The sequence below is a fragment of the Endozoicomonas sp. GU-1 genome (assembly GCF_027366395.1).
Lineage (GTDB): Bacteria > Pseudomonadota > Gammaproteobacteria > Pseudomonadales > Endozoicomonadaceae > Endozoicomonas.
In genome coordinates this window covers 133322-145710 of the sequence record NZ_CP114771.1, presented here as the reverse complement: position 1 = coordinate 145710, position 12389 = coordinate 133322, and the positions used below count along the sequence as shown (strand labels likewise).

The following is a 12389-nucleotide window of genomic DNA, read 5'->3' as shown; positions in this document are numbered from 1 at the left end:
CTTGATCATTACATCAAGGCTTCATTTTTACCGGACGAACAGATACAGCAACCCTTTCTGCCGTACTCAGAGGAATATCACCAACAACCGTCACATGGAAGTACTGATTACCCTCTCTGTAAATCTTTGAAACCGCCGAAAGAGCACCGATTTGTTCAGAAGCCTGACTTAGTACCCGAGTATCATCCTGCTCAACAAAGACAGAGAAACTGGCAATTCCATCAGAAAAAATCAAAGCATCTACATCGTGCTTGCTCACCGGAGAAGGACGGACGGTGCTGTTTTCCAGCACAAAGCCATCAGGCAGCCAGCCCGTTTCCCATTCCGGGGGCACATCAGGTTTCTCTGAGTGTTCCGGGTTGCTTTTTATCTGAATAGTTTCATCGACACCGGAGGGCTTGCGGTCCAGAAGTGCCAGAACATCATCTGACAGCTGACCAATATTCAGGGAAGTGAATTGCAGTCGCTCAATGATTTTACCCTGATCATCAACCAGCACTGATTTCAACAACAGTGAGGACACCCGATCAAGCCATAACTGATAGCCATAACGGAAACGATCTTTCGGCAGCACAAGCAACAGCACGGCTTCTCGACCAGCAACGCGGCCAATACCGACAATTTTCAAGTCATAGCTACGCTCAGATACACCAGACTGAAACTTGCTTACTACCGGCATCAATGAACCATGCTGAAACCTGGTCACCCCTTCGTGATAACTGGAAAAGAAAAGTTCATTTCCGGAGCGTATGACTTCCCGGGGAGCGCCATCCAGATAGAGGATACGTTCTTTTTCCGATATATTCTCAGCTTCAGCCTGATGAATAACACTTAATGTCTGCAGCTGCGCTCCCTGCTGATAAACAAACTCTCCCTGAAAGCTCAGACTTTTGGCAGAAGCAGCCATTCTTTCAAGCAGGTAACCTGCATCGGGTGATGTTTCTGCAGACACAAAGCCACTGACAAAAAAACACAGAACCAGTAACTTTCCGGTAATCCATTGCATCTGTTTCATAAATTTATTGGTTGTCAAAACTGGTCAATCTGGCAAATGACAAAATACTCTGGCCGCTTCCCATTGCAGAAAGCTCTGCATGCTGAAGTGCATAGGCATGAAAACGTTCCCTGGTTGCCCTGTCAGCAAGACTTTGGGCATAAGCAAGTTGTTCAGGGGTAATGCCGTCATGCTGCCTTGAGTTGTACCCGGCACGAATACCCAATGCACCGTAATCGTTATGACCCGATTGCGCCAGCTGCACTGGCTGAGTCAGGGTAACCGGTTCATTTTCAGCCAGAACCTGCAAATCAGGAGACGGATTACTGTTTCTGACCCCTACAACAATGGCAAAAGCCACCGAGGCTGCAACCGCAACCTTACCCAAAGAAGCCCAGACATCCTCAAAAAAGCGACCGGATACGGGGCTGATCGCAGAAGAACCTTCTGTTCCAGAGACATTCTGCGCACCGGTAGTACCGGCCTCTTCCTGCTCTATGGCATTCATCACGCCCCTGGAAATATCGACACTGGCAAATTTGCTGCTATTACCACGGAGTGTCTCACCAATCAGCTGATAACGACCCGCAAGCGCCCGGAGGTCATCGTCCTTGCCGATGCCATCAATCACTCGACGCAATTCCAGCTCACTGGCCTGCCCATCCAGAGAAACCGATAAAGATTCTTTCAAATGTTCTCTGGCACTGTTTTGAGAACTCTTTTCACTCATAGACAAACCTCTGGTATTCATGCCGACCTTCACTCTGTCGCACATGAGTTAAACCCTGTTTAACCACTTTGCCCTAATAACGGTCTGATCTCACGATCAATGGCTTCACGAGCCCTGAAAATTCTGGACCGTACAGTACCTACCGGGCAATCCATAACATCGGCAATTTCTTCATAGCTGAGGCCATCAAACTCCCTCAGCATTACCGCTGTTCTCAGTTCATCGGGTAAACGCTGAATGACATCATGGATAACCTGCTCGATTTCATTACAGTACAGGTTGCGCTCAGGGGTATCAACGACCCTCAAGGTTGTCGCTGTTTCCAGGAAGTCTGCATCATGAACATCGATATCAGACTCTGGCAATCTTCGCCCCTTGGATACCAGATGATTTTTGGCTGTATTGACAGCAATACGGTACAACCAGGTATAAAAAGAGCTGTCACCACGAAACTTATCCAGTGCACGGTACGCCTTTATAAAAGCCTCTTGCGTAACATCCTGAACTTCCTGAAAGTCACTGAGATAACCGCCAACCAGCCCAAGAATGCGGTGTTGATATTTAATAACCAACACATCATAAGCTCTCTTGTCACCCCGCTTTACACGATCAACCAACTGCTGATCAGTATCCGGACTATCAACCATTCAGGCATCTCCACCCATGCATGGCAGGAACACCATAAAAGGCACCATCGTGCAATAAAGGGTTTAGCTCAGCAGCAAGTATATAGACCATCAAAATGAAGAAAAGTTCCTGATATTTTCAATTTTTTACTTCAAAAGGTATCTGTCCACCACAACCCGGTTTATCCGGGTGTTGTAATTATATTGGAAAACCGACAGGTTATTTTTAGCACGTCAACGACACTACAGTAACTTCCAGACATTCTATATAATGCCCTGACAATGAACATTTCAGGTACCCGGCTGGCCCGGTGGAGAAAATACACAGGTCAGACAAGTTTACTCGGGCCTCTTGATTCAGGTCAGCAGCAATTTTAACATCGACCCGTAAAATAGCCTCTTTAGCCCGATGCACATAACCAGTAACTGTCATTAATCATACCGATAAATAGCTAAGCCACTCAATAAAGAACTCATCATGTTACTTATCCAGACATGTACAGTTCCACAGGCTAGCACATTAAACCACACTGCATTCATTTTCCTTTGGATTATAGGAAGGATAAAAGATGTCAGAGTGACTTGATGACCGGGGAGCCTTATGCAACAGCCCTACAATTACGATGTAATCATCATTGGCTCTGGCGCAGCCGGACTGACCACGGCACTGCAGCTGCCTGATGATGCCAGAATAGCCATTTTCAGCAAAGACTCATTAAGCGCTGGCTCAACCTATTGGGCGCAGGGAGGCGTGGCAGCAGTATTGGACCAGACCGGTGACAATATTGACCAGCATGTGAAAGACACCCTGACCGCAGGCGCAGGCCTGTGTAACGAGTCGGCTGTTCGACATATCGTGGAGAATGGCAGAGAGAGTATTGAGTGGCTGATCAGCCAGGGCGTACCATTCACACCGGATCATACCGTTGACCGGCCCTTCGACTACCACCTGACACGGGAAGGTGGACACAGCTCCCGCAGAATCATTCACTCCGCAGATGCCACTGGCCGGGCTATTTCAGATACCTTACTGGAACAGGCAAGGCTAAAGCCGAACATAGACCTTTACGACCATCACCTGGCTGTAGACCTGATCACCACCAGCAAACTGGAACCTCAGATTCACCAGCATGAACCGCGCTGCGTTGGTGTCTATATACTCGACCTTCTATCAGACCAGGTGCATGCCTTCAAGAGCCGCTGTACCGTGCTTGCCTCCGGAGGTGCCAGTAAAACCTACCTTTATACCAGTAACACCGATGGCGCATCCGGAGACGGCATTGCCATGGCCTGGCGGGCAGGCTGCCGGGTTGCCAATATGGAGTTTAATCAATTTCACCCGACCTGCCTCTACCACCCAAATGCCAAGTCGTTTCTGATTTCAGAAGCCGTTCGGGGCGAAGGCGGCCTGCTCAAACGGGCCGATGGCAGCCGGTTCATGCCAGACTACGACCACAGGGAAGAGCTGGCTCCCAGGGATATTGTGGCACGGGCCATTGACCATGAAATGAAGCGTTTGGGGTCAGACTGCCTTTACCTGGATATCAGCCATAAGCCGACGGAGTTTATTCGCTCTCATTTTCCAACCATTTACGAACGTTGCCTCGGCTACGATATCGACATCACCAGAGACCCAATCCCTATTGTTCCTGCTGCCCATTATACCTGTGGTGGAATACTGGTTGATAAAAACGGTCAAACCGACGTACAAGGCCTTTTTGCCGTTGGTGAGTGCAGTTTTACCGGCCTGCATGGTGCTAATCGGCTGGCCAGTAATTCACTGCTGGAGTGCTTTGTCACTGCCAAAAGCTGCGCCCGGATGATACGCGATACCATTGATCAATACCCACAACCACCCTCTCTGCCGAACTGGGATGAAAGCCAGGTAACAGATTCCGATGAAAATGTGGTTATCTCTCACAATTGGGACGAACTTCGCCGCTTTATGTGGGATTACGTGGGTATTGTCCGCACCACAAAACGTCTGCAAAGAGCAATGAATCGCGTTGAGCTGCTCCAATCGGAAATTCATGAGTTCTACAGCAATTTCAAAGTCAGCAATGACCTGATAGAGCTGCGCAACCTTGCCCAGGTATCTGAGCTGATTATTCGATGCGCCATGGCCAGGAAAGAGTCCCGCGGTTTGCACTACACGCTGGACTACCTTCATACGAATCCTGTTCCTGAAGACACGATTCTGGTTCCAGAGAACTTCAGGGGCTGTTGACGTTTTATCGATGCTCAGCGTATCCAACCCTGAAGAATAACTTCAGGGATTACAGAGGCCTTAGTTGATAAAGACAGCAATGTCACAATGAAGACATTCAGGCCGAACACGATGGGCATAAACTATACGTGCCCCTCGCCCTTGCCACCAAACAGAGAGTGAGACTCAAGCATCAGCCTCAGCCGGAAACCATGCAACTCAACCGGGTCAGCACTGTCTGGAAACAGAATCAGGCAGGAAGGGTGCCGCTTACCCTCAACTCTCAGCTTAAAGCAAATCAATATTGAGGTGACAACAATCTCACCCTCAGGCCAGGCGCGATACCAGGCACCGGCAAGATTCACCCGCCACTGATCTTCCAGCAAACGAATGACAGAAATACTGGTCGGAAGACTCTGAGCAATAAATTGAAGGTAGTGTCGATAGAAATGCAAGGCGAGAACCATGGCCAGGGCAAATTTGACAACAGGCCAGACTGAACAAAGCCACAGCGCAACACAAGCGGCACCGTGGCTGATAAGCATCAAAACAAGGTGGTAACGGGAACTTCTTACATTAACTTCACAAAGACTCGCCTTTGTAGCGCCCACGCTCCAATACTCTGTCAACCATGCGGCTAAGAGCCTGATCTTCAGGCCTTGTACCACTCATAAACCAACTGAAGAGGTCCGGATCTTCACACTCCAACAGGCGAACATAGGTTAGCTGATCAGCTTCACTGAGCTCGGACAGCGCCTCCCTGGTAAAAGGTTCCAAAAGCACGTCTAGCTCAAGCATCCCACGACGACTTCGCCACTGCAGGCATTTCAGCTCATTTTCACCCAGCATCTTAGAATAACTCCTATTATGGATTTTGCCGGTTATTATACCTTTAAATTCGCAGCAATAATCTTCTATTATGCCAGCAACTATTAAATGCAATTGCGGCAACCAGATAACAAGGTAATCAGATGGCCACCGACTGGAAGACCTACTTAACAACTCAGGGCGCTGTTTATAAAGAAGAGCGGTTGACAGGCTTTGCCGAAACACCACAGGCACTGGATGAAAATTCTGTCTCAGTACTCTCTGGCCACAGCATTATCAAAATCGATGGCACCGATCGCCAGAAGTTTTTGCAGGGACAGATTTCAACACATATGCTTCAGCTGGCTGCTCATCATTACAGCACCGGGGTGGCATGCTCCCCTAAGGGACGGATGTATACCAGTTTCAAAATCATGGACAATGGTGAAGACTACCTGTTGACCATGAACTCAGGTCTGACTGAAACCACTCTCGACACTCTGAAAAAGTACGCGGTTTTCTTTAAGGTTAATCTCACCAGTCAACCAGAGCACGTGGTTCTCGGCCTGTCCGGAGCCCATATAGACACCCTGCTGACCAAAATATTCCCCGACTCATCACTTCCAGAGCAAAACGAAGTCATTAAAGTCTCCGGCAATGGCTACCTTATAAAAGTCCCTGGTGTCAGGACTCGTTATGAGCTTTGGCTTCATCAGGATGACCTTCCTTTGTTATGGCCAGAACTGACCAAAGAGCTTACACCTGCAACGGAAGACTTCTGGACGTTACTGAATATTGAGTCAGTCATTCCAGAGCTTTGTCAGGAAACCATCGATAAATACATTCCCCAACATCTCAATCAACCCTCCCTTGGCGGAGTCAGCTTCAGAAAAGGGTGCTATACCGGGCAGGAAATTGTGACCCGAATGCAAAACCTTGGGCAGCAGAAAAGCCGGTGTTACTGGTTGAGTCTGGAAAGCGCCGAACAACCTGACATTAACACCCGACTTTACAACAGTGATGGCAAACCGGTTGGTGAAATCATTCAGCGTGCCCGTAATGTCGAAAACGGCAACATTGAATTACTGGCTGTCATCAGGATTGAAGCGGCTGAAGCCAACGATGTCTTTCTGGACACAGAAAAAAGCCATCAACTGCAGGTTCATGAAATACCCTATGCAATAGATCCAAAGGCCGAACTGCAAAAATAGTCGCCCCAGCCAATGCCATTCACCCAGAGTCATGACTGGGTGAGTGGCAAGCTATCCGCTGATATTCTTTTTGATTTCCACCAGCACCCCATAGGCTTCGTCAAAGTCATAACTGATAACAGCATCCTGAAGTAACGTCAGCTCTTTGTGGTCAATCTGATCTTGCAGCCCCTGAATGATCGTTGGTAGCAGAGAAACCACATCCACATCACCTTCACTGAGCTTTTGCTCCATCTCATCAAGCAGTTCATTCAGCTCACCAACGGCAATAGATCCCTCCCCAGCGGGTTCCAAAGCTTCTTTTACCGGAGGCAAATGTTCAAGGCCTTCCATCACCTGCTCAAAGGCCAGCACAAACGAGTCCATCAAGCTGTTGTCAGGCATTTCAAATTGTCTGCGTAAACTCTGCTCAAGTTGAGCAGCCTGATCATGCAGGCTGCTTGCCCCTAAATTACCGGCAACCCCTTTCAATGCATGCACCAACTGGCAAGCCTCATGCCATTTGCCGGTTTCCAGAAGCCCTTCTAATTGGATCAGATCTTCCCGCTGGCCATGATAGAAGTCAGTCAACAGCTTTTCATAAAGCGCCCGATTACCCTGAAGTCTCTGCAAACCATCGTCCACGTCTATTCCCGGCAGTTTCAGGCAGGACGTATTCTCTGATGCCTGTGGTAACGCAACAGTCTGATGCACATCGGTTTCTCCTGCCTGCAACCAATGGCGCACCATCTGCTTGAGAGCAGCAGGACTTAATGGCTTGGAAATATGATCATTCATTCCAGCCTGCAAACAGCGCTCCCGATCACCGGTCATGGCATGTGCAGTCATGGCAATAATAACCAGCTTATCCTTGCCAAGCTTTCGCCTGATCCTCCTTGTTGCCTGATACCCATCCATTTCAGGCATCTGAATGTCCATAAAGACCAGGTCAAAGTCTTCGTGCTTCACCCGCTCTACCGCTTCGGCACCGTTCGTGACCATGACGACCTCAAGCCCCATGCCCTGTAACAGCTCACGGGCAACCTGGCGGTTGATTTCATTATCCTCAGCCAGCAGTATGCGGCCTTTAGGCATAATCTCGCAAAATCGAGCTTCTTCGATGATTTCAGTTTTTGGATTATTCTGACACTGCAACAGGCGCAGAATAGTCTCTATCAAAACGCTATGATTGACCGGTTTAATCAGAAAAGCATCCACTGTACCTGAGGCTTTTGCCATCAGCTCTTCCCGACCGTAGGCCGAAACCATCATCAGTTTGGGTTCCGGGGCAAGATTGAGTTTATGAATGCGTTCTGCCAGTTCAATGCCATCCATATCCGGCATTCTCCAGTCAAGCAGCACCAGGGAAATGGCCTTATCAGCACTAAAGTTCTTCTCTTTCAGCAACGCCAGCGCTTCGTCACCATGGTCACTTTCCAGGGTTTCGCACCCGGATGTTTGCAAATGACTGATCAGAAGTGCTCTTGCTGCCGGGTTATCATCCACCACAAGCACACGAACCCCGGCAAGTGACTGCTCCAGTACCTGAGTCTGATGGGCAACACCCAGTTCAACGGTAAAGCAAAAAGTACTGCCCTTGCCGGGCTCTGAGGCAACAGAGATATCCCCGTTCATCATGTACACAAGGTTTTTACAGATAGCCAGCCCCAGCCCGGTACCACCGAACTTCCGGGTTGTTGATCCATCAACCTGAGAAAATGACTGAAACAACTTACTCTGCTGCTGTTTACTGATACCAATACCCGTGTCGGTCACCGAGAACTGCAGTCTGACCACATCCTGTCGGCTACTGACCAGCGTGACAGACACATTGACTTCGCCTTCACTGGTGAACTTGAGGGCATTATGGGTCAGGTTGATCAGTATCTGCCCAAGCCGGAGCGGATCACCCCGTAAATGTCTGGGCACATCCGACTGAATATCGTAAGTCAGTGTCAGGCCCTTTTCCCTGGCCTTGATGTTGCTGAGGTTATAGACATTGTCAAAAACGCCCCCAAGGTCAAATTCAATATTTTCCATATTGAGTTTGCCTGCCTCAATTCTTGAGAAGTCAAGAATATCGTTGATGATACCCAGAAGGTCATGGGCAGATGACTGAATTTTACTGATGTAATCCCGCTGCTGATAAGAGAGGCTGGTTTCCTGGACCAGATGACTCAAGCCAATAATGGCATTCATCGGCGTGCGGATCTCATGGCTCATGTTGGCCAGAAAGTTACTTTTCGCCTGATTGGCCTGGTCCGCCACTTCTTTCGCCTTGCGTAACGCTTCTTCAGTCTGTTTTCGATCAGTAATATTGCGCCCGGAAGCAAAAAGGTACCCTTCTCCCTCATACTCCATATAGTTCGCAGTAATCTCCACTGGAAAAACAGTGCCATCGGATGTTTTTCGCAGCGTTTCGTAGGTCATACCTTTTCTCAGCACCAGCTGCTCCCAGAGCTTTTTCCAGGAACTCCGGGTAACCGCCGGGTTAATGTCCATGATGGACAGTTTCATCAACTCTTCCTGGGAAAATCCCAGGGCTTTACAGGCAGACTCATTGACATACTTGTGGTAACCATCCCTTCTGAACCAGTGAATATGATCACCGGCACTATCGAGGGAGAAACGGGCCATCGACAGCTCACGTTCCCGTTCAATCTGGTGCGTAATATCCACGGTTGTACCGATGACCCGCACGGGTTTCCCAAGCTCATCCCTGAACACCACCTTCCCTTTGCTGCGAACATTACAATAACTGCCGTCTTTCCTGCGGATACGGTAAACAAACTGGAACGAGTTATCGGAAGTCTCCAGCTGTTGTTCAAAAAAATGAATGGTGGAAATTTTATCCTCTGGATGAAGCTGCTGTCGCCAGGTCCGGATATTGCCCAACAGTTCCCCGGGCTGGTAACCCAGCATGCTTTGATATCGGGGGCTTAAATACATGTTATCCCTGAGGACATCCCAGTCCCAGAGACCATCGGAAGCCGCGTCCATTGCCAGCTGGTAACGTTCCTCACTGACTCTTAAGGCATCTTCCGCATGTTGACGATCACGGGCAACCGCCACCAGCTCACCCATTCGATGCAGCAAATCCATTTCATGGATATAGACCTGATATTTTTCCGGCGTATTGATCAATCCAATACCACCAACCACACGACCAAACAGCAACATAGGGGCATAGACCGCGATGGAAATCCCCAAATCATCCAGAATGGCAGCACCTTCAAGGTCCCCCTTCTGCAATATTTCATCACGAATAAGAATGTTGCCCTGATCCTTTTTCACCTCGCCATAAACACCGGTAAAGTCATGGTCAAACAATGACTCAAAGGCCGCAGGATCAGAATCAGGCTGGATGACCAATAATGTTCGATACGAGCCCGGGGCTCCCAGGAGAAGATACAGACAGCTTCAGCGTTGAGATGGAGCCCAAGCCGACTCAGAAAATAGTCATTGGCCCGATGCACCGGCTGGTCCATGAAATGCCTGGAAATATCACTCAGCAGCCGGTCCAGTTCGGAACGAATCCGCAGCCCTTCTTCTGCTTTTTCACGGTCAGCAATCTCGATGGTTAAACGACGATTCCAGTAAACAATGAGAATCAATGTCACAAGAATCAATACCAGACCAATAAACAACTCTTTATTAGGCCGCCACATGCCTCCCTGAATCGATAGCCAGCTGCTTTCAAGAGCCTCCCGGTCTTCCGGAGTAATGGTATCCACCGCTTTTTCCAGGATAGAGGCCAGTTCAGGAGAGTTGTTTCTCGATGCCATACTGAAGTCATAGTTAAAACCCGCTTCAGCAACCACCTGCAAGTTGGTGATTTTCATGCGCTCTATTTCATAACTTGCAGAAGCCAGGTTGACCACCATGGCATCAAGAACTCCGCTGGCAACCTGATTCAAGCCTGTGGCGATATCCGGCATCTTGACAAAATTGATACCCGGGTAGTTCTGTTGAAAGATTTCATAAGTGACATAACCTGGCGTAAAGCCAACCCTTTTCCCATTTAAATGGCCCGGAGAACGGATGCTTTTGTCGGAAACACGGGCAAGGATCACGGCCGGCACACTGACAAATGGTTTGGTAAAATTCAGATAACGGCTGCGTTCTTCCGTTTTCTGTAACATCGCAACGGCGTCAACATCATGCCGATACGCCTGAATCAGGGCATTGGTCCATACGGGATCCTGATGAAGCTGAAAGGTGATGCCCAACCTGTCTTCCAACAACTTGAGGTAAGCTATGGTCATTCCCTGCCATTGGCCCCTTCTATCAACATAAGAAAATGGCGGTTTATTATTATCAACCAGAACACTGATGACCGGATTTTCACCTAACCAGCGGCGCTCGGAATCACTCAGTTCAACCGCTGAGCCGCTGTGGCGAAAATAGCGGTCTCGGCTACTGATAATCCAACGGTTTTCAATGGCACGGTACTCATCCGGAGTGATGGCCCGAAAGCCATTATTCAACTCCGGCAATAAGTCCGCCGACCTGTTCAGCAAAAGACCAGCCCCAACTGCCTCATTCAGATTAAAGTACTCGCTGGAGTTCACCTCACCCACCAGACCATGGCGATTCAGGGCGGACTGGACAATCACCGGTTCGCCAAGAAATGCGTCTATTTCTCCGGAGAACAGGCTCTCAATCATCTCGGAGACAGTATCATGTTCAATGGGATACGCATCGGGTAACCAGCGGCGAACGAATTCCTCAGGGCTTGAAGAACCGATCACACCCAGCTTTTTACCACTTAACTCCGACCCGGGATCACTCAGGTTGCTGTCAGGGCGAAAGTAAATTCGGGTATTCAATCCATAATAGGGATTTGACAGCGCCATCCACTGACTTCGTTCCATCGTCGGAGACACGGCAGCAATAACGTCGACCTTACCTTCTTGCAAAGCATCTATGTTTTCACCGACAGGCCCCATTCTGAATTTAATTGGCATGCCTGTTTTTCTGACCATAAGTTCCAGATATCAACAAACAGGCCTGAGGGTTTACCCAGTGCATTGATAAAAGACAGCGGGGAAAGGTCGGTCTCCAGGGCAACGACCAGACTTTCAGGGTGACAATGCGTAAACCTGAACAGCTCTTCAATAAGATCCAGTCTGTCCTGATCAGGAATTTTCGCCACCCCATGTTCAATAACACGCACAAGATCCGGTCGACCCGGGGCAACAACGGCCTTGACTTCAACGAGCGGCAAAGGCGTTGGCACCACCTGAAATTCATCGTTAACACCCAGATTATGCAAGTAGTAGCTCAAGCTTGTACGACCCCCAAGTATCGCGTCGACCTCATGTTTGGATGCTGCTATGGCCATTGATGAGCTTGAAGTGAAGGGCACATTAACAGCGTCTGCATTAAAGCTTGTGAGACAGGGCTGACAGTTATAACCTTTGATATAGCCAACCCGGAGTTTTGCAAGCACCTCCTCAAAGCTACTTATCTGACTGCTTTTTCTGACAAAGAGAACTGGAGTAAACGAGTGAATCGGTACACTCTCCAGACCAGTCTTGCGCAACTGATCCTCCATGCCCGATGGCGTGTAAGCCAGAACATCAACTTCGGAACCCTTAAGCTGTGCCTCAATTTTTTCCGGAGAAGACACCACAAACTGGATATCAACGTTGCTTTTTTCCGACCACAGTTCCCAGAGGTCATGCAACACACCGTCGGCCACTCCCTCATTATTGGTAAACATCCAGGGCGCATCATCGGCAAAATAAGCAATTCTGATCGGCTTTTTATTATCCTCTGCATAAATCCCCGTGCTGATGGGCAATATCAGGAAAAACAGCAGGAGTGATATCAA

At 48.8% G+C, this 12389-nt stretch carries 10 protein-coding genes; 2 read left to right on the top strand and 8 right to left on the bottom strand.

The window, feature by feature from the left end; genetic code table 11:
* Positions 1–13: 13 nt before the first annotated feature.
* From O3276_RS00710 to rpoE, 3 genes are read right to left on the bottom strand one after another with little or no spacing between them, the layout of a single operon-like run.
* Positions 14–1006 (bottom strand): MucB/RseB family sigma factor regulatory protein, encoded by a 993-nt coding sequence (locus O3276_RS00710; RefSeq protein ID WP_269673916.1) that lies wholly within the window; start codon positions 1004–1006, stop codon positions 14–16.
* Between the two features lie 13 nt (positions 1007–1019).
* Positions 1020–1745, bottom strand: coding sequence for a sigma-E factor negative regulatory protein (locus tag O3276_RS00705; RefSeq protein WP_269673915.1), 726 nt, complete (start codon positions 1743–1745; stop codon positions 1020–1022).
* 38 nt (positions 1746–1783) lie between these two features.
* Positions 1784–2371 (bottom strand): RNA polymerase sigma factor RpoE, encoded by a 588-nt coding sequence (gene rpoE / locus O3276_RS00700; RefSeq protein ID WP_269673914.1) that lies wholly within the window; start codon positions 2369–2371, stop codon positions 1784–1786.
* Positions 2372–2951: 580 nt separating this feature from the next.
* Between rpoE and nadB the strand changes: the two genes are divergently transcribed.
* Positions 2952–4577, top strand: a complete 1626-nt coding sequence (gene nadB, locus O3276_RS00695) for an L-aspartate oxidase (RefSeq protein ID WP_269673913.1) — start codon at positions 2952–2954, stop codon at positions 4575–4577.
* 122 nt (positions 4578–4699) lie between these two features.
* Here nadB and O3276_RS00690 read toward each other — a convergent pair whose 3' ends face one another.
* Both O3276_RS00690 and O3276_RS00685 read right to left on the bottom strand, forming a co-directional pair.
* Positions 4700–5167: a protein YgfX gene (locus O3276_RS00690; RefSeq protein WP_269673912.1), complete on the bottom strand. Its 468-nt coding sequence runs from the start codon at positions 5165–5167 to the stop codon at positions 4700–4702.
* The gene (locus O3276_RS00685) at positions 5139–5405 is read right to left on the bottom strand and encodes an FAD assembly factor SdhE (RefSeq protein WP_163370676.1); all 267 of its coding nucleotides are present in this window, start codon (positions 5403–5405) and stop codon (positions 5139–5141) included. The genes O3276_RS00690 and O3276_RS00685 overlap by 29 nt, the downstream gene beginning before the upstream one ends.
* A gap of 122 nt (positions 5406–5527) precedes the next feature.
* Between O3276_RS00685 and ygfZ the strand changes: the two genes are divergently transcribed.
* On the top strand, positions 5528–6574 hold the full coding sequence (gene ygfZ / locus O3276_RS00680) for a CAF17-like 4Fe-4S cluster assembly/insertion protein YgfZ (protein WP_269673911.1): 1047 nt from the start codon (positions 5528–5530) through the stop codon (positions 6572–6574).
* A gap of 51 nt (positions 6575–6625) precedes the next feature.
* On the opposite strand, the gene O3276_RS00675 is transcribed toward ygfZ, so the two are convergent.
* The 3 genes from O3276_RS00675 to O3276_RS00665 are packed head-to-tail and all read right to left on the bottom strand — an operon-like array spanning position 6626 to position 12389.
* A complete protein-coding gene (locus tag O3276_RS00675; RefSeq protein WP_269673910.1) occupies positions 6626–9925 on the bottom strand; it encodes a response regulator in 3300 nt (1099 codons plus the stop codon).
* A complete protein-coding gene (locus O3276_RS00670) occupies positions 9844–11520 on the bottom strand; it encodes a transporter substrate-binding domain-containing protein (RefSeq protein WP_269673909.1) in 1677 nt (558 codons plus the stop codon). The genes O3276_RS00675 and O3276_RS00670 overlap by 82 nt, the downstream gene beginning before the upstream one ends.
* A complete protein-coding gene (locus O3276_RS00665) occupies positions 11478–12389 on the bottom strand; it encodes a substrate-binding periplasmic protein (RefSeq protein ID WP_269673908.1) in 912 nt (303 codons plus the stop codon). The genes O3276_RS00670 and O3276_RS00665 overlap by 43 nt, the downstream gene beginning before the upstream one ends.

Bases quoted from the DNA above. Each gene is read 5' to 3' on its own strand.
- nadB (WP_269673913.1), top strand. From the start codon at position 2,952: ATGCAACAGCCCTACAATTACGATGTAATCATCATTGGCTCTGGCGCA.
- rpoE (WP_269673914.1), bottom strand. From the start codon at position 2,371: ATGGTTGATAGTCCGGATACTGATCAGCAGTTGGTTGATCGTGTAAAG.
- O3276_RS00670 (WP_269673909.1), bottom strand. From the start codon at position 11,520: ATGCCAATTAAATTCAGAATGGGGCCTGTCGGTGAAAACATAGATGCT.
- O3276_RS00685 (WP_163370676.1), bottom strand. From the start codon at position 5,405: ATGCTGGGTGAAAATGAGCTGAAATGCCTGCAGTGGCGAAGTCGTCGT.
- ygfZ (WP_269673911.1), top strand. From the start codon at position 5,528: ATGGCCACCGACTGGAAGACCTACTTAACAACTCAGGGCGCTGTTTAT.
- O3276_RS00710 (WP_269673916.1), bottom strand. From the start codon at position 1,006: ATGCAATGGATTACCGGAAAGTTACTGGTTCTGTGTTTTTTTGTCAGT.
- O3276_RS00705 (WP_269673915.1), bottom strand. From the start codon at position 1,745: ATGAATACCAGAGGTTTGTCTATGAGTGAAAAGAGTTCTCAAAACAGT.